Source organism: Amycolatopsis heterodermiae, from assembly GCF_034929455.1.
Classification (GTDB): domain Bacteria; phylum Actinomycetota; class Actinomycetes; order Mycobacteriales; family Pseudonocardiaceae; genus Amycolatopsis; species Amycolatopsis heterodermiae.
The window spans coordinates 323,001-340,217 of sequence record NZ_JAYFSI010000005.1 but is presented as its reverse complement, the minus strand read 5'-3'; the positions used below and the strand labels follow the sequence as shown (position 1 = coordinate 340,217).

At 71.1% G+C, this 17,217-nt stretch carries 19 protein-coding genes; 18 read left to right on the top strand and 1 reads right to left on the bottom strand.

Annotated features, from left to right (window positions below; genetic code table 11):
* Positions 1-33: 33 nt before the first annotated feature.
* From VA596_RS23770 to VA596_RS23705, 15 genes are all read left to right on the top strand, one after another.
* Positions 34-663, top strand: a complete 630-nt coding sequence (locus tag VA596_RS23770) for a VOC family protein (RefSeq protein ID WP_323330140.1) — start codon at positions 34-36, stop codon at positions 661-663.
* Positions 660-908: a hypothetical protein gene (locus VA596_RS23765; protein ID WP_323330139.1), complete on the top strand. Its 249-nt coding sequence runs from the start codon at positions 660-662 to the stop codon at positions 906-908. Before VA596_RS23770 ends, VA596_RS23765 begins: the two co-directional genes overlap by 4 nt.
* Positions 905-2,131 carry an alpha/beta fold hydrolase gene (locus VA596_RS23760; RefSeq protein WP_323330137.1) on the top strand — a complete coding sequence of 409 codons (1,227 nt, stop codon included), beginning with the start codon at positions 905-907 and terminating at the stop codon, positions 2,129-2,131. Before VA596_RS23765 ends, VA596_RS23760 begins: the two co-directional genes overlap by 4 nt.
* A 53-nt stretch (positions 2,132-2,184) precedes the next feature.
* Positions 2,185-3,429: a Chromate resistance protein ChrB gene (locus tag VA596_RS23755; protein ID WP_323330136.1), complete on the top strand. Its 1,245-nt coding sequence runs from the start codon at positions 2,185-2,187 to the stop codon at positions 3,427-3,429.
* Complete coding sequence (locus VA596_RS23750) at positions 3,426-3,848, top strand: YkvA family protein (RefSeq protein WP_323330134.1); 423 nt, start codon at positions 3,426-3,428, stop codon at positions 3,846-3,848. Before VA596_RS23755 ends, VA596_RS23750 begins: the two co-directional genes overlap by 4 nt.
* A gap of 101 nt (positions 3,849-3,949) precedes the next feature.
* Positions 3,950-4,843: a pyrroloquinoline quinone biosynthesis protein PqqB gene (gene pqqB / locus VA596_RS23745; RefSeq protein WP_323330132.1), complete on the top strand. Its 894-nt coding sequence runs from the start codon at positions 3,950-3,952 to the stop codon at positions 4,841-4,843.
* Positions 4,840-5,535: a pyrroloquinoline-quinone synthase PqqC gene (gene pqqC, locus VA596_RS23740; RefSeq protein ID WP_323330131.1), complete on the top strand. Its 696-nt coding sequence runs from the start codon at positions 4,840-4,842 to the stop codon at positions 5,533-5,535. Before pqqB ends, pqqC begins: the two co-directional genes overlap by 4 nt.
* Positions 5,535-5,810, top strand: a complete 276-nt coding sequence (gene pqqD, locus VA596_RS23735) for a pyrroloquinoline quinone biosynthesis peptide chaperone PqqD (RefSeq protein WP_323330129.1) — start codon at positions 5,535-5,537, stop codon at positions 5,808-5,810. The genes pqqC and pqqD overlap by 1 nt, the downstream gene beginning before the upstream one ends.
* Positions 5,807-6,910: a pyrroloquinoline quinone biosynthesis protein PqqE gene (gene pqqE / locus VA596_RS23730; protein WP_323330128.1), complete on the top strand. Its 1,104-nt coding sequence runs from the start codon at positions 5,807-5,809 to the stop codon at positions 6,908-6,910. The genes pqqD and pqqE overlap by 4 nt, the downstream gene beginning before the upstream one ends.
* A 121-nt stretch (positions 6,911-7,031) precedes the next feature.
* A complete protein-coding gene (pqqA, locus tag VA596_RS50675) occupies positions 7,032-7,106 on the top strand; it encodes a pyrroloquinoline quinone precursor peptide PqqA (RefSeq protein ID WP_395928041.1) in 75 nt (24 codons plus the stop codon).
* 89 nt (positions 7,107-7,195) lie between these two features.
* Entirely contained in the window at positions 7,196-7,744 is a 549-nt protein-coding gene (locus VA596_RS23725; RefSeq protein WP_323330127.1) for a manganese efflux pump MntP, read from the top strand.
* A gap of 17 nt (positions 7,745-7,761) precedes the next feature.
* A complete protein-coding gene (gene katG, locus VA596_RS23720) occupies positions 7,762-9,978 on the top strand; it encodes a catalase/peroxidase HPI (RefSeq protein WP_323330126.1) in 2,217 nt (738 codons plus the stop codon).
* Between the two features lie 137 nt (positions 9,979-10,115).
* Positions 10,116-10,571, top strand: a complete 456-nt coding sequence (locus tag VA596_RS23715) for an MSMEG_3727 family PQQ-associated protein (protein WP_284740020.1) — start codon at positions 10,116-10,118, stop codon at positions 10,569-10,571.
* A 15-nt stretch (positions 10,572-10,586) separates the two neighbouring features.
* Positions 10,587-12,269 carry a PQQ-dependent dehydrogenase, methanol/ethanol family gene (locus VA596_RS23710; protein ID WP_323330124.1) on the top strand — a complete coding sequence of 561 codons (1,683 nt, stop codon included), beginning with the start codon at positions 10,587-10,589 and terminating at the stop codon, positions 12,267-12,269.
* Positions 12,270-12,341: 72 nt separating this feature from the next.
* Entirely contained in the window at positions 12,342-12,515 is a 174-nt protein-coding gene (locus tag VA596_RS23705) for a recombination activating protein 1 (protein WP_323330123.1), read from the top strand.
* 12 nt (positions 12,516-12,527) lie between these two features.
* On the opposite strand, the gene VA596_RS23700 is transcribed toward VA596_RS23705, so the two are convergent.
* Positions 12,528-13,922: a DNA-binding protein gene (locus VA596_RS23700; protein WP_323330122.1), complete on the bottom strand. Its 1,395-nt coding sequence runs from the start codon at positions 13,920-13,922 to the stop codon at positions 12,528-12,530.
* A gap of 317 nt (positions 13,923-14,239) precedes the next feature.
* Here VA596_RS23700 and VA596_RS23695 point away from each other — a divergent pair, with 317 nt between their 5' ends.
* The 3 genes from VA596_RS23695 (at position 14,240) to VA596_RS23685 (ending at position 17,133) form a co-directional block, all read left to right on the top strand.
* Positions 14,240-15,676, top strand: coding sequence for a DNA-binding protein (locus VA596_RS23695; protein WP_323330121.1), 1,437 nt, complete (start codon positions 14,240-14,242; stop codon positions 15,674-15,676).
* A 57-nt stretch (positions 15,677-15,733) separates the two neighbouring features.
* Positions 15,734-15,922, top strand: a complete 189-nt coding sequence (locus VA596_RS23690; RefSeq protein ID WP_323330119.1) for a hypothetical protein — start codon at positions 15,734-15,736, stop codon at positions 15,920-15,922.
* 395 nt (positions 15,923-16,317) lie between these two features.
* Entirely contained in the window at positions 16,318-17,133 is an 816-nt protein-coding gene (locus VA596_RS23685; RefSeq protein WP_323330118.1) for a winged helix-turn-helix domain-containing protein, read from the top strand.
* The last annotated feature ends 84 nt before the right edge of the window (positions 17,134-17,217 follow it).

The following is a 17,217-nucleotide window of genomic DNA, read 5'->3' as shown; positions in this document are numbered from 1 at the left end:
GTGAAGGCACAAGACCGACGCGGGAGGTTTGTCATGACCGAGCTGGACCACCGGGTGCGGGGTGTCGACCACGTCGCCTTCCCGACCTTCGACCCCGCCGCCACGGTGCACTTCTACCGGGACGTGCTGGGGTTCCCGGTCGTGCACTCGATCTGCGCGGCGGGCTGGGGGCCGGAGGACCACCCCGACTTCATCCACTTCTTCTTCGACATCGGCAACGACGACCGGATCGCGTTCTTCTACTACTTCGGCGCCAAGCCCGAAGTGGGTGGCGCGCAAGGGGTGAAGGGTGACGTCTACGCGCGGTTCGGCGCCGACGTGCCCGAGTACTTCGTGCGGTCGCGGCACCTGGCGATCCACGTCGACGAGGAGGCGGACCTGCTCGAGTACCGCCGCCGGCTCGACGCGAGCGCGTGGCCGGTCGAGATGCAGATCCAGCACGAGACGATCGAGTCGATCTACACCCACGACCCGAACGGCTACATGTTCGAGATCACCCGCGCGATGCGGCCGGTCACCCCGCAGGAGGACCTGGACGCGAACCTGACGATCGACGCGCTGCTCGACGTCGTCGGCGAACCGGAGCCGAGTTTCGGGAAGCTGCTGGCGCGCAAGGCGGAGCTGATCGTCGAGCGCGCGGCCGACTGGGCACCGGCGCGATGACCACGCTGTACGTCCTCGACATCCCGGAGAACACCGCCGTCGCGAAGATCGCCGACGAGGACCCCGCCGTCACGGTCGGGCGGATCGGGCCGTACTTCGAGATCAGTGCGGCCGGCCCGATCGTGGTCGACCGGCGCGCCACCGGCTGCCGCCACGCGGTCTGGTACTCGTGCGTCGGCGGGGTGGCCCGCGACAGCCGGATCACCCAGCACGACAAGAACGCCCTGCGCGTGGAGCCGGTGTGAGCGAACGCCTGGGCGCCGGCCGTTACCTCGCCGCGGGGGAGCGGCCGGACTCGACCGCGACGTCGGTCCACGAACTGACCACAGTGGACGGTGCCACCGTGCGCGGCGTACTGTCCACTGTGGCCGGTGCGCGGACCGTCGTGTCGCTGATGCACCCGCGGCAGGACCTGACGCACCACCCGCTCGTCCCGCTGCTGCTGGCGGCCGGGGTCGCGGTGTGGACCCAGCACACCCGGTCGGTCAACAACGACCTGAACCTGGTCCACGAGCAGGCCCTGCTCGACGTCGCCGCCGGGCAGGTCTTCCTGCGGGAGCGCGGGTTCGACGCGCGGGTGCTGCTGGGGCATTCGGGCGGCGGCGCGCTCTTCGCGTACTACTGCGAGCAGGCCGCCCGCGCGGACCGCGTCGAAACCACGCCCGGCGGCCGGCCGGTCGAGCTGGCCGAAGCCGAAATGCCGGTGCCGGACGGCGTCGTGTTCCTGGCGCCGCACCCGGGCCAGGGCAAGCTGCTGCTCGCCTGCATCGACCCGGCGGTGGCCGACGAGACGGACCCGATGTCGGTGCGTCCCGACCTCAACCTGTTCGCCCCGGCCAACGGGTTCGCCGAACCACCGGAGAGTGCGCACTACGCCCCGGAATTCCTGGACGCCTACCGGGCGGCGCAACACGACCGTGTCGCCCGGATCGACGCCGTCGCGCGGGAGTACCTGGCGCAAGCCACGTCGGCGCGCAAGGCGTTCAAGGCCGGCGGGCGGGCCGAGGACCGGCGGCGGTCGCTGGCACCGCGGATCATCACGGTGTTCCGCACCGACGCCGACCCGCGCACGGTCGACCTGACGCTGGACCCCAGCGAGCGCCCGTACGGCTCGCTGTTCGGCAAGCGCCCCGACCTCATCGACTACGGCCTGGTCGGCTTCGGCCGGCTCACGACGCCCGAGGCGTGGCTGTCGACGTGGTCCGGCCTGAGCTCCCGCGCCGACTTCGTCCGGTGCGGCCCGGGTGTCACCGTGCCGACGCTGTTCGTCGAGCTGACCGGCGACCAGGCGGCGTTCCCGGCGGACTCCCGGCGGATGATCGCGTCGCTGGGCGCGCCGGACCTGACGACGACGTCGGTGCGCGGCCTCCACTTCGGCGGCGCCCTCGCCGAAGGCGAACCCACGGGCAACGAGCTGGCGGCGGCGGAGATCACCGCCTGGCTGGGCAAGCGGTTCCCGCTCGCCTGACCGCCCTTGTTACGGCTGGACCAGGCCGATGTTACGGGCGTAACATGCGCCGGATGGGTGCCTGGCTGGTGATCAGCGTGTCGACCGCCGGCGCGCCCGACTCGCTGCGCGTGCAGGTCTGGCGCAAGCTCCGGTCCCTCGGCGCGCTCTACCTGCAGCAGTCGGTGTGCCTGCTGCCGGCCCGCCCCGAGGTGGTGCGGGAGGTCCACCGGCTGGCCGACCGGGTCCGCCGCCAGGGCGGCACCGCGCGGGTGCTGTCGATGACCTTCACCGAGCCGGCCGAGGAAGCGGCCGTGATCGCCGAGCTGGACGCCGCCCGCGACATCGAGTACGGCGAAGTCCTCGAACGGATCCCCGCGCTGCGCCGCGAACTCGCCGACGAACGAGCCCGCGGCAATCTCACGTACGCCGAGGTCGAGGAGTCCGAGGCCGACCTGCAGCGGTTCCGGAGCTGGATGGACAAGATCGCCGCCCGCGACTACTTCGGGGCGCCGGGTGGCCGGGAGGCTCGGAACGCTGTTGACGAGGCTGCTGCTGAGCTGGCGGATTTCGAGGAGGCCGCTCTTCAGGCTGAGGCTCCCGATCGTGCGGCGCCTGGCCGGAACGCCGCTGCTGGGCTGGCGGACTTCGAGGGAGCCGCTCTTCAGGCGGAGGCTCCCGACAGCCCGGCACCTGGGCTCGGCGGCGTTGGCGAGGTCGCTGCTGGGCTGGTCGATTTCGAGGGAGCCGCTCTTCGGGCTGAGGCCCCCGGCCGTCCGGCACCTGGGCTTCGTGGCGTTGAGGAGGCCGCTGCTGGGCTCGCGGACTTCGAGGAGGCCGCTCTTCGGGCTGAGGCCGCCGATCGTCCGGCGTCCGGGCTCTGTGGCGTTGGCGAGGCCGCGGCCGGGCTGGCCGATTTTGAGGAAGCGGCTCTTCAGGCGAAGGCCTCCGATCGTTCGGAACCTGGGCTCCGCGGCGTTGGCGAGGCCGCGGCTGGGCTGGTCGATTTCGAGGGAGCCGCTCTTCGGGCTGAGGCTCCCGATCGTCCGGTAGCCCGGAGCGCTGTTGGCGAGGCCGCTGCCGGGCTGGTCGAATTTGAGGAGGCCGCTCTTCAGGCTGAGGCCTCCGATCGTCCGGCAGTGGGGCTTCGTGGCGTTGGCGAGGGTGCTGCCGGTTTCGAGGGAGCTGCCCTTCGGGCTGAGGCTCCCGATCGTCCGGTGGCCCGGAGCGCTGTTGGTGAGGCTGCGGCTGAGCTTGCGGAGGCCCCCGAAGCCCCCGGCCGTCCGGCGCCCCGGCTTCGCGCCGTTGACCGGTCATGACCGGCTCGTTCTGGTGGGACCTGCTGATCGGCATCGCCGTTGCGCTTGTGGTGGCCTGGCTTGCGTTGATTGTTGCGCTCGTTCTTGTGCGGCCGCGGGGTGGGCTGCTGCGCGAAGCCCTGCGGCTGCTGCCCGATGTGCTGCGGCTCATCCGGCGGCTGGCCGCGGATCCGGCCCTGCCCCGCGGGGTCCGGGTTCGGCTCGGCCTTCTGCTGGTCTACCTCGCCATGCCGATCGACCTGATTCCCGACTTCATCCCGGTGCTCGGTCACGCCGACGATGCCATCCTCGTCACCGCCGTCCTGCGGGGTGTCGTCCGCCGTGCGGGGCTCGAGGCCGTGCGGGCCCACTGGCCCGGTACCGACGACGGCTTTGCCGCGGCGGCCCGTCTGGCCGGGATCCGGACCACGGCGGGCTGAGCGGCCGCTCGTGGTGGGACGGCCGCCGTTCGTCCGGGATTCGGGGCCGGTCGTTCGTGATCGGTTGCCGGGTGCGGCGCGGGGCGCCGAAGGTAACAGTCATGTTCGTGCACTGTCTCGGAGTCGCGGCCGGCGGCGGATATCCGCAGTGGAACTGCGCGTGCGACGGCTGCCGGAAGGCCCGTGCCAAGCCCGAAGCCGCGACGACCCACGCCGGGATCGCCGTCTCCGGCACCGGTGAGCGGTGGTTCCTGCTGAACGCCACCCCGGAGTTCCACCACCAGATCGCGGCGGATCCCGCGCTGCACCCGGGACCGGGAACCCGTGAGACGCCGGTGGCCGGGGTGCTGCTGACGGACGCGGAGTTCGACCACACGATCGGCCTGCTCGTGCTGCGCGAGGGATCGGCGCTGACGGTGTACGGGACCTCTCCCGTGCTGGACGCGCTGACCTCGTCCTTCCCGGTCCGGGACCTGCTGAGCGACTACGCGGACCTCTCCTGGTCCCGGCTCGAACCCGGCCGGCCCCTGGACCTGGACGACCGCCTGCGCGTGACCGCCTTCCCGACCGGGTCCAAGGCGCCCCGCTACGTCGGGCGTCCGCGCGACTCGGCCGAGTGGGAGGTGGGCTTCCGCCTGGAAGACCGGGTGACGGGCGGAACCGTGGTGTACGCGCCGACGTTGCCCCGGTGGGACGCCGCGTTCGCCGCGCAGGTGGCGTCGGCCGACTGCGTCTTCCTGGACGGTACATTTTGGACGGACGACGAAATGTCCGGTCAGGGCGCGGGAAACCGGACCGGGCGCTCGATGGGGCACCTGCCCGTCGGCGGGGCCGACGGCTCCGCCCGCGCGCTGGCCGCGCTGCCCGCGGCCCGGAAGATCTACACGCACATCAACAACACCAACCCGATGCTCGACGAAGAGTCCCCGCAGCGGCGCCGGCTGACCGACCTGGGCATCGAGGTCGGCCGAGCCGGCTTGGAGGTGGAAGTGTGAACGCCTGGTCGGAAGAAGAGTTCGAAGCGCGGCTGCGATCGATCGGGGAGAAGCGGTACCACCACCTGCACCCGTTCAACGAACGCATGCACGCGGGCTCGCTGACCGAGGAGGAGTTCCGGGGGTGGGTGCGGAACCGCTTCTACTACCAGGTGAACCTGCCGGTGAAGGACGCGTTCATCCTGACCAAGCTCCCCGGCCGCGACGACCGGCGCCGCTGGATCCAGCGCATCATCGACCACGACGGGCGCACGGGCGACGAAGGCGGCCTCGAGAAGTGGGTACGCCTGGGCGAAGCCGTCGGGCTGACCCGCGAGCAGCTGTTCGACGACGACACGGTGCTGCCCGGCGTGCGCTTCGCCGTGGACGCCTACGTGGACTTCTGCCGGCGGAAGCCGTGGCTGGAATCCGTGGCGTCGGCGCTGACCGAGCTGTTCGCGCCGGACCTGCTCAGCCGCCGGATCGCCGACGTCCGGCAGCACTACCCGTGGGTCGCAGCGGAAGGCCTGGACTACTTCCGGGCCCGGCTCACCCAGCAGCCGAAGGACATCGCGCACCTGCTCGACCTGGTGCTCGGCCACGCGAAGTCCCGGGAGCAGCAGGACGCCTGCGCGCGGGCGCTGGAGTTCAAGTGCGACGTGCTCTGGAGCCTGCTCGACGCCGTGCAGCTCGCCTACGGCAAGAGTTCGTGATGGACGTCGACGATCTGACGGCCACGCCCCGGCTGGCGACGAAGGCGATGCTCAAGCACGACAGCGTCCGGGACGTGGAGTTGCTCCTGCTGCCCGAGAGAGTCGTGCTCCTGAACAAGTCCGGCGCGGCGATCCTGGGGCTCTGCGACGGCAGCCGGACCGTGCGGCAGCTGGTCGAGCGGCTCGAGCACGACTTCGAGGCGACCGACCTCACCGGCGACGTCATGGCGTTCCTCCAGGACGCCAGCGGACGCGGCTGGGTGGTGGTCACATGACCGGCCCGCCGCCGCCCTACGGCCTGCTGGCCGAGGTCACCCACCGGTGCCCGTTGCACTGCGTCTACTGCTCGAACCCCTTGGCGCTGCTCGGCAAGCAGGACGAGCTCACCACCGGGGACTGGGTGCGGGTGCTCGGCGAGGCGGCCGCGCTCGGTGTCCTGCAGGTCCACTTTTCGGGCGGGGAACCCCTCGTCCGCGGCGACCTGGAGACGCTGGTCGCCGAGTGCCGCCGCCTCGGCCTGTACACGAACCTGATCACCAGCGGCCTCGGGCTCACCGAGCGCCGCGCGGAATCGCTCGTCGCGGCGGGCCTCAACAGCGCCCAGCTGAGCATCCAGGGTGACGCCGCCGAGGCGACGGACCTGATCGCGGCCAGCAAGCGCTTCGACAGCAAGGAGGCGGCCGCGCGCGTCGTCCGTGACGCAGGGCTGCCGCTGAACATGAACGTCGTCCTGCACCGGCTGAACCTGGACCGGCTGGACGCGATCATCGACGTCTGCGTGAAGTGGGGCGCCGAACGGCTGGAGCTCGCCAACGCCCAGTACTACGGCTGGGCGCTGCGCAACCGTGCACTGCTGATGCCGAGCAAGGCCCAGCTGGACGAGGCGGTCGTCGTCTACGAGCGCCGCAAGGCCGAGCTGGGCGAGCGGCTGGAGCTGCTCTGGATCCTCCCGGACTACTACGAGACCTACCCCAAGCCGTGCATGGGCGGCTGGGCGCGGACGGCGCTGACCGTCGCCCCGGACGGCGTGGTCTACCCGTGCCCGGTGGCGGCCGAGATCACGACGATGGAGTTTCCTTCGGTGCACGACCACGATCTCGCGGGGATCTGGGCGAAGTCCGCCGCGTTCCAGGCGTTCCGGGGCACGGACTGGATGCCCGACCCGTGCCGGAGCTGCCCGCGCAAGGAGCTGGACTTCGGCGGCTGCCGGTGCCAGGCCTTCGCGCTGACCGGCGACGCGGCACGCACCGACCCGGTCTGCCGGCACTCGCCGGACCACCACCTGGTGCTGGACGCCCTGTCCCGGGCCAACCAGGAGGAACCCGGCGGGCAGCTCGTCCACCGCAGGCCGACGGTTCCGGTGCGTGAGAGGTGATCCCACTCGTGGGTTCCGGGACGCCGTTCGGCACCGGTTGCCGACCGTTGGTCCAAGATCGGTTGTAGCGCCTCCGCCGGATCCCAGATGCTCTTCGACGTCCGCGAAAGAGGAGGAACACATGGAATGGGAAACTCCGGAGTACACGATCGTCGAGGTGTGCGCTGAGGTCACCGGCTACTTCTACCGGGGCTGATCGCCGGGTCTCCGCGTCGGCGTGAGGCCCCGGCCTGGAATCCGACCGGGGCCTTCCGCCGGCCTGGTCCTTCTCTCGAGGTGGTTCGAGTGACGCTTGAATTTCTTCCGCTGATCGCCCTCGCCTTCGGTCTCAGTCTCGACAACTTCCGTTCGTCGATCGCCATCGGCACCATCCCGTTCGGCTGGCGGCGCGCTCTGCAGGTGGCCCTCGTCTTCGGGGTGTGGGACGCGGTGGGCCCGCTGCTGGGCGGATTCGTCGGGCACTTCCTGGGTGACTTCCTCGGTGACTGGGCGGAGTACGTCGGCGCGGCCGCGCTCGGGTTGTACGGCGTGTACTTCATCGTCGGGGCGATCCGGCACCCGGAGCCGGAGGACATGGACCACCCCTGGGTGACGCTCTTCGGGATGCCGCTTTCGCTGAGCATCGACAACTTCGTCGCCGGCACGAGCCTGGGCATCGCCGGGTTCTCCCTGGTGGTCCCGATGCTGGCCTTCGGCGGCATGACCGTGGTGATGTCGTTCGCCGGCCTGTACGTGGGGCGGCTGGCCGCCAAGGTCGTCCGGGTCCGGTCCGACCTGTTCAGCGGGATCGCGCTGCTCGGCGCGGCGATCCTGCTGCCACTGGCCTTCGGCTGAACCGCCGGTGACGCCGGATGCCCGAGAACCCCGACACCCACGTCTACCGCACCTACGACGAGGTCCTGGGCACGACCCGGGCGGCCCGGCGGCGGAACCCGCCGGTGGCGAGCGGTGACCCCAACGACTGGTGGCCGCACCGCGTCGACCTGACGGCCCTGCGCCGGCGCCCGCCCGAGGACTTCGACTACGCCGCGGAATTCGCGACGCTCGATCTCGGCGAACTGGCGCGCGACGTCGACGAAGTGCTGACGACGTCCCAGGACTGGTGGCCCGCCGAGTTCGGGCACTACGGCCCGCTCGTGCTGCGCATGGCCTGGCACGCCGCGGGGACCTACCGCGTCAGCGACGGCCGAGGCGGTGCCAGCGCCGGGATGCAGCGCTTCGCGCCGTTGAACAGCTGGCCGGACAACCGCAACCTGGACAAGGCGCGCCGGTTGCTGTGGCCGGTCAAGAAGAAGTACGGGCGCCGGATCTCCTGGGCGGACCTGATGGTCTTCGCCGGCAACCGGGCCCTGGAATCCATGGGCTTCAAGACCTTCGGGTTCGGCGGTGGCCGCGCCGAGGTGTGGGCGCCCGACGAGACGTACTGGGGCCCGGAACGCAAGTGGCTGGCCGAAGACCGCTACAGCGGCCTGCGCGAGCTCGACGAGCCGCTGGCCGCCACCGCGATGGGGCTGATCTACGTCGACCCGCAGGGGCCGGCCACCAACCCCGACCCGCGGCTCGCCGCCCGCGACATCCGGGAGACCTTCCGGCGGATGGGGTTGGGCGACGAGGAAACGGTGGCGCTCATCGCCGGCGGGCACACCTTCGGCAAGACCCACGGCCCGGCGGACCCGGTCACCTGCGGGCCCGAACCCGAGGCCGCAACGCTCACCGCGCAGGGCCTGGGCTGGACCGGCCGGCACGGCAGCGGCATCGCCGCGGACACGGTCACCAGCGGGCTGGAGGGGATGTGGACGCGCACTCCCGTCACGTGGGACCACACGTTCTTCGAGACGCTCTTCGAGTACCAGTGGGACGTTGAGCTCAGCCCGGCGGGGCTGTGGCAGTGGATCCCGGCCGGCGGCGAGGGCGAGGGCACCGTTCCGGATCCCTTCGACCCGGACGAAAGACACCACCCGGTCATGCTCACCACGGACCTCTCGTTGCAGGAGGATCCGGTCTACGCGGCGATTTCGCGGCGGTTCCTCGAGCACCCGGACCGGTTCGAGGACGCGTTCGCGCGGGCCTGGTTCAAGCTGACCCACCTCGACCTGGGCCCGAGGCGGCGGTACCTGGGCGCGCTCGTCCCGGCCGAACGGCTGCTCTGGCAGGACCCGGTGCCGGAGGTGGACCACGCACTGGTGGACGCCGTCGACGTCGCCGCCCTCAAACGCGAGATCCTCGGCTCCGGCCTGACGGTGGCGCAGCTCGTGGCGACGGCGTGGGCGTCGGCTTCCACCTACCGCGACAGCGACAAGCGCGGCGGGGCGAACGGTGCGCGGATCCGGCTCGCGCCGCAGCGCGGCTGGCCGGTCAACGAACCCGGGCAGCTCGACGTCGTCCTCCCGGCACTGGAAGGGATCCAGGAGCGGTTCAACGCCGCCCAGCCGGGGGACAAGCGGATCTCGATGGCCGACCTGATCGTGCTCGGCGGGTGCGCGGCGGTGGAGCGCGCCGCCGCGGCCGGTGGCCACGAGACCGCCGTCCCGTTCCGGCCCGGGCGCACCGACGCGACCCAGGAATGGACGGACGTCGAGTCGTTCGGCGCGTTGCAGCCCTGGGCGGACGGCTTCCGGAACTACCTGCGCGACGGCTTCCGGCTGCCGCCGGAGCACCTGCTGGTCGACCGGGCGAACCTGCTCACCTTGAGCGCCCCCGAGATGACGGTGCTGCTCGGCGGGCTGCGGGTGCTCGGGGCCACCCACCGGCGGTCCCCGGTGGGCGTGCTGACTCCGGCGCCGGGGACGTTGACGAACGACTTCTTCGTCAATTTGCTGGACATGGGAACGAAATGGGTGCCGAGGCGGGACGGAGGCAGCTGGACGGCGGTCCACGAGGGCCGCGACCGGGACACCGGCGAGGTGCGGTGGACCGCGAGCCGGGTCGACCTCCTCTTCGGCTCGCACTCCGAGCTGAGAGCGCTTTCGGAGGTTTACGCGAGTGACGACGCGGGTGGGAGGTTCGTCCGGGACTTCGTCGCGGCGTGGGTGAAGGTGATGGAACTCGACCGGTTCGACCTGCGCTGAACGGTACCTCTCGCCGGGCGAACGGTGGGCCACGGCTGTTCTGTGGCAACGGATGTCGTGCCGGTGGTCTCGGCGGTAGAGTCCGAACTCGTTGCAGGACAACGCAAGTGCGCACCAGCACTGGGAAGTGAGGTCCGATGACGACCACCCAGGAACGAGAAGACCTCCTGGCCGAACTGCGCGGACAGAACAAGGCGACCATCGGTGCCGTGCTCGGGTCCGGCACGATCGCCAGGGCGGACGAGCGGGCCGACGGGACGATGGAAGCGACCATCCGGATCCGGGAGGACGCGATGGCGTGGGAGCCGGGGGTGCTGATCATGCCGCATTCCGGCGTCCTCGAACTGACGATCATCAACGACGACAAGAACACCCACGCCTGCCTGCTGCCCAGCAACGGGGACAAGCAGTTCATCGGCCTGCTGAACCACTCGAAGGGCAGCGCGACCATCGAGCTGGACGGTCCCGGCTGCTACTGGTACGGCTCCCCGGCCGGCAACGACGAGGGCCGGGGCCTGACCGCCGCCATCGTCGTGACCGGCGAAGTGCCGCCGGAGGCCAAGCTCGACCGACCCGCCCAGCCGCGGCCGTAGAAAGGCAGGAAACCCATGACACTGGAGTACCTGGACGCCGGCAAGGCGTTCGACCACAGCAAGCTGTCCAACCTGCCGCACCAGGCGCCGGACGTGACGCGCGGCGTGGACTACGAGCGCATCCTCCAGGCGCGCGCCGAATCCCACAACTGGATCACCTACTACGGCGACTACGACGGCAAGCGGCACAGCCTGCTCGAGGAGATCAACGCCGGGAACGCCAAGGACCTGAAGGTCGCCTGGATCTTCCAGGCGGGCGCGAGCGGGATGATCGCCTCCACCTCGACGTATGCGTTCGAGGCGTGCCCGCTGGTCGTCGACGGCGTCATGTTCGTCACCGGCTGGGACGGCTGGCTCTGGGCGCTCGACGCGAAGAGCGGCGAGCAGCTGTGGCGCTACAAGCACGCGATCCCGATCGACGTGACCCTGTGCTGCGCCAACGTCAACCGGGGCTGCGCGGTGGCCAAGGGCAAGGTCTACATGGTGACCCAGAACGCCCAGCTGCTCGCGCTCGACGCCACCACCGGGAAGAAGATCTGGCAGAAGCCCATCGGCGACGTACGGGCCGGGGAGAGCGCCACGATCGCCCCCCTGGTCGTCAAGGACACCCTCATCACCGGGTCCTCCGGGGGCGAGTACGGCGTCCGCGGCCACATCGACTGCTGGGACCTCGAGACCGGCGAGCGGCGCTGGCGCACCTACACCGTGCCGAAGCCGGGTGAGCCCGGCTCGGAAACCTGGCCCGCCGACGGCGAAGCGTGGCAGCGCGGCGGCGCGAACCACTGGGTCACCGGGAGCTTCGACCCGGAGCTGAACCTCTACTACGCGGGTACCGGGAACCCGGCGCCCGACTTCGACGGCGAGGTCCGCGAAGGGGACAACCTCTACACCGACAGCGTGGTCGCGCTGGACGTCGACACGGGCGAGATCCAGTGGCACTACCAGTTCACCCCGCACGACCTGTGGGACTACGACTCCACGATGGAGATGACCCTGTTCGAGCGGGACGGCAAGAAGCTGCTGGCCCACTTCGACAAGAACGGGTACATGTTCGTCCTCGACCGCACCAACGGCGAGCTGCAGCACGTCACGCCGTTCGTCGACCGGATCGACTGGGGCGTCATCACCCGCGACGGCAAGGTGACCGCCCGGAAGTACCCGGACAAGGAGGGCGAGCCCTGCCACTTCTTCCCCGGCCCCGCCGGGGCGAAGGAATGGACGCACGTGTCGTACAACCCGGACCACGACCTGTTCTACGTCCCGGTGGCCGACGTGGGCGCGACCGCGACGCGGCGCCGCCGCGAGTTCAAGGAGGGCATGCCCTACTGGGGTGCCGCCGTCGAGGTCGACATCGACGACATGGCCGGCTCGGTCAGCGCGTTCGACTCCCACGGCGAGGAGAAGTGGCGCCACCGGCTCGACGGCATGCCGATGGCCGCGTCGACCCTCAGCACCGCGGGGAACGTCGTGTTCGCCGGCACGCCCGCCGGCGACTTCCTGGCGCTGCACGCGGAAACGGGGGAGAAGCTCTGGAGCTTCCAGTGCGGCAGCGGGCACCACAGCAGCCCGAGCACCTACACCGTCGACGGCAAGCAGTACGTCGCGGTGCCGGTCGGCTGGGGTGGCTGGCTCGAGGGCATCGTCCCCGGCCTGTCCGGGCAGGGACACGGTGCCGCGTTGATCGTTTTCTCACTGTGACGGGAAACCGCCGCTGACGTGGCCGAGCCGCCGCCGGTGCGGCGGCTCGGCCACGGGAACGAAGGTGATGGGATGGACCGGCCGCCGCCGTGCCTGTACTGCGGGGAGCGCTACGGCCCCGACGACGTCGCGCGGCACACCGAGCCGGTGCACTGCGAGCGCTGCATCACGTGCGCCGGCAAGCCCGCGTGCTACGACTGCCGCCTGATGTACTGCGTCTGCGACGTGCACCGGTACCGCGGCTGACCGGTTGCCGGGTCAGATCTCCAGCGCCCGGCGCACGGTCGGGGCGTTGCGCCGGGAGACCGGGACCATGGTCTGGGCGTCGTCGTCCATGACCAGGAACAGCTCACCCTTGTGCCGGCGCTCGACCTCCCGGATCCGGCTGAGGTTCACCACGTACTGGCGGTGCACCCGGAGGAACCCGGAATCGGTCAGCTCGGCTTCGAGCCGGTCGAGGCCCGGCGAGGCGGAGCGCAGCAGTCCCTGGTCGGTGGACAGCCAGACGTCGTTGCCGTCCGACTGCGCGAAGGAGACTTCGGGCAGCCACAGCAGGACCATGCGGTTCTCGCGCGTCGCGACCATCCGGTGCGGCTGCACGTGCGGTGGCACGTCCTCCTTCGCCCGGGGCAGCGGATCCCCTTCGGCCACGCCGAACGAAACGACGTTGCCGACCAGGTGCCCGGACAGGAACACCGGCTGGAAGCTGATCGACGTCGGTTCGCTGGCGAGCCGGGTGGAGATCTGCGTCGAGCCGGCCCAGCCGGGGTTGCGCGCCGCCTGCTCGGCGGCGTACTTGGCGGCACGGATGAACTCCGGTAACTCCGGTTTCCACCGCACCGCGGGATCGGGCGCCGGTGTGGAGCCCGGGATGCCGAGGAGCACGCCCGCCGTGTCGTCGGCGAGCACGACCCGGCCCGCGGCGTCCACCGCCGCGAGCGCCGCGCTCGAGCCCGACCGGACGTGGCTGAAGGCGGCCATCAGCTCGGCGCCGTCGTCCTTGGCGCGCCGGCGCAGGATGCGCTGGGTCATCGTCGCGGCGTTGCCGAGCCAGGCCCCCACCGTGCCGGGGAGGTCGCCGCGCCAGCACGAGATGTTGAGCACCGCCACCGGTTCCCGGGTCACGACGTCCCGCACCGCCACCCCGGCGCAGGTCCAGTCGTGGAACGCCCGGCACCAGTGCTCGGCGCCGCGGATCAGCACCGGGGCGTAGGACATGAGCGCGGTGCCCATGCCGTTCGTCCCGGTGGCGCCTTCGGACCAGCAGAACCACCGGGCCAGGTTGGCTTCGGCGGCGACGTCCTGCGTGGCCTGGTCACCCCACTGGGCCAGCACCCGGCCCGTGCCGTCGGTGATGGTCACCATGCCGCCGAGGGTGCCGACCTCGTGGGCCAGCGAGGCCGCGCGGAAACCGAGTTCGGCGAACACGACGTCGTGCTCCAGCGCGTGGCCGACGTCCGCGACGGCCGCCGGGGCCTCGGTCAGGCCCGGGTCGACCCGGTACTGGTCCCGGCACCGGTGCCAGGAAATCGCTATCTCGGGCCGCACCCCGCTCAGATCGTCGCCGCCGCGCGCGAACCGTTCCCACGCCTGGAACACCGTTGCGCCACCACGGCCGCGGGAGCCCGGATCGAGCTGGCGTACCTGTGCCATGGTAGACCGCCTTTGGTCTGTCGGGCCCGGGCGTGACGTTTGGCCTTCGTAGCAAGCTAAACCGGCCTTCGGAGCGAGGGCAAGCGGTGCGTGACGACCGCGGGCGAACCTCCCACGAACGGTCGTGCGGCGATGACGGGCGGCGGCCATTCACCCACCAGCGGTCGGGACGGCGTTTCGCTGCCGGCCCGGCATATCCTCGGAGTCTGCCCGGATTTCTTCGCCCGGGCACCCGTCCGATCGGGTAGTTCCACAGCGGTGTGGCCGAACGGCGCGAACCTGTCTCGAGACGCTTCGCCGCAGAGAAGGAGGTCGCGATGACGGGACGAGTGCCACCGCTGGTGATCGCACCGAGCCGGACCGGGTCCGGCGGTTCCCTGACGGCCACCTCGTCGGCGAAGGAAGTGGCCCGCGCGTGGGAGAGCTTCGCCGGGGGCGAGGACATCGAAACGGGCGTGCGGCCCGAGATCCTCGCCTCGTGGTACCGGTGCCGGGATCGCTACGACGTGGACCGCACGCTGGACGCCGCGCCGGAGGCCCGGGGCGACGAGGGACGGCGGAGCGACACCGGCGTGATCTTCACCGCGCTCGGCGGCCTCGGTGCGCTGGCCGGCCAGGAGGTCGAGCGGGACGGCGCCGTCGTCACCGTCACGGACGGGGACGGGCGCGTCCTCGGTGCCTGGGGCGATCCCACCGCGCAGCGGCGCGCCGAACTGCACAACCTCGCGCCGTGGTCGTCGTGGTCGGAGGAGTGCACCGGCACCAACGGGATGGGCACGTCGCTCGAGGTGTCCGGCCCGGTGACGGTGACGGGGCCGGAACACTGGTGCGAAGCGTTCCACCAGTGGGCGTGCGCGGGCACCTCCATCCGCGACGTGGTGACGGGCGCGCCGGTCGCGTCGATCAACATTTCGCGGTGGAACGCGTCGCTGTCCGAGCGCGTGCCGTCGTGGTTGACGCAGGCGGCCGCGTTCGTGGAACAGGAGAGCTACCGGCGCGCCGTCTACGAAGCCGACAAGGTCGTCGCCGAGTTCACCAGGAAGTGCGGGCACACCGGCGGTTCGTTCCTGGCGATGGATCGTGGGGGAAACGTGCTCGCCGCCACCGAATCGGCCGTCGCGATGCTCGGGCTGACCGGCGAAACCCGCATCGTCACGGGCGTGACCGAACCGGCGCGGCGGTGGACCCCGGACATCGCGGGGCTGCCGGAGGTGCTGCGGTGGGCGAAGGACCGGGCCCGGGGGAGCGCCGAGTGGAGCGGCCACGCCCGGCTGCCGGTGCGCCCCGGTGACGAGCCCACGCCGGTGACCATGCGGTCGGTGGTCGACGCGAACCACGTCGTCGGCATGCTGTGCGCGTTCGGGGTGCAGGAAGGCGAAGCCTACGAAGGCGGCGCCGACGACGGGGTCGGGCCGCTGCCCCGGTGCGTCGTCGGCATGCGCAACGACCGGCTGGTCCTTTTGGCCCCATCGGAGATCCGCTACGCGGAGGCCGAGCGGAACATCGTCTGGCTGGTCACCGAACGGGGCCGGATCCAGGCCGCGACCCGCGGCCTGGACAACGTCGAGCGATCCCTGACGTCCTACGGGTTCCGCCGGGCGCACCGGCGGTTCCTGGTGAACCTGCGCCGGGTGGCGGAGATCGAGCGGGGCATCAAGGGCGAGCTGTTCCTGATCATGGACTCCCGGACCCATGAGCTGGTGCCCGTTTCCCGGCGCCACGCCCCGGACCTGCGGCGCATGCTCGGCGTGTGAGCAGCGGGAAAGCGCTTCCAGCCGGCGTCACCGACGAGACGACGAGGTGTCGTTGCCATGGCCGTTCGAGGATGGTTCCCGCGGGAGCACGACGTGGAGGTGCCCCGGCTCCGGCGGCTGAGCGTGCGCGCCTGGCTGCGCGGACGGCTGGCGGACCACCGGCGTTCGAGAGCCGCCTGCGACGCGCTGTGCGAGCACGACGAGCAGTCGCCGCCGTGCTGGATCTGTTCCGTGCGGTACTGGTGAATCCTGGGGCTCGGTAATGCTTCTTGCGCGTCAGGCCTCCGCAATTGCAATCCACGCGGGCGCTTTTGCCGAATCCGGCGGGACAACCTGAGTCGAGTTGTCACACGTCGGCGGCGACCTGCGGTTTTCGTACCGTGTCCGGGGCCCGGAGGGCAGGTTTGCCTGCCGGGTCGAAGATCGGTACGCTTCGGCGCGTGGGGGGAACATGATTCCTGGGGACTCACATGTTGAAAGTGGTATTCGAGCGCGAAGATGTGCAGCGCGTTCGGCTGGCCGGCAAAGCCGATCCGATGTGGGAACTGATACTCGGTCTGCAAAAGGCGCAAAAGGACGAATTGCCTGCACCCTTTGCCGGTTGGCGGCAGGAAATCGCCGGCCGGGTCAGCGGGCGGAGCGTGGAATCCCTGCGGCTGCTGCAGACCATGGTCCGCGCCACGGGGGGCTTCCCCGACTTCCTCACGCCGTTCCAGCGGGTGTCGAGCATAGCCGAGGGATGTGACGCCTTCCTGGCCACGTCGCCGGACCGGCTGTCGAGCGACCTGGCCGTGACGTTCGCCGACCGGACCCCGTCGTCGTGGGTGAAGGGGCTGGCCCGCGGCGAGCGTGAGCACGTCCACGCCACCGCCGGCGCGATCACCACGATGTACGACGCGCTGATCGGCCCCTACTGGCCGCAGGTCACCGAGGTGTTCACGCACGAGTGGTCGCGGCAGACGCGGAACCTGGCGGAACAGGGCGTCGGCGGGGTGCTCGGCAGCCTGCCGGGGGTGCTGAGCTGGGACGGCCGGGTGCTGCGCACCAGCTACCCGGTGGAGAAGACCGTCCACCTCGCCGGCCGGGGGCTGGTGCTCCTGCCGTCGCACTTCTGCTGGGGCAGCCCGGTGACCTGGATCGACCCGGGTCTCCCGCCCGTGCTGGTGTACCAGGCGCCCGGCGATCGGGCCGTCCGGCCGGACGGGCCGAAGCTCCCCGCGCACCTGGTCCCGCTGCTCGGCCGCACCCGCGCCGAGTGCCTGCGGCTGCTGCTCGTCCCGCTCAGCACGACGGAACTGGCCGAACGGCTGGGCGTCTCCCTCGGCGCGGCCAGCAAGCAGGCCGGTGTGCTGTCCACCTCGGGGCTCGTCACGAGCGCCCGCCGCGGCAAGTCCGTGGTGCACCAGGCGACGAGCCTCGGGGTCGCGTTGTTCGCCGGACGGCCGTCAGGCTACTGACGAGTCGATTTCCCCTGCGGGAAAAGGTCGTCCCCAGGGTGGCGCCGACGGGAAAAGCGTTGCCGCCCGCGCGGCGTTCCGCTG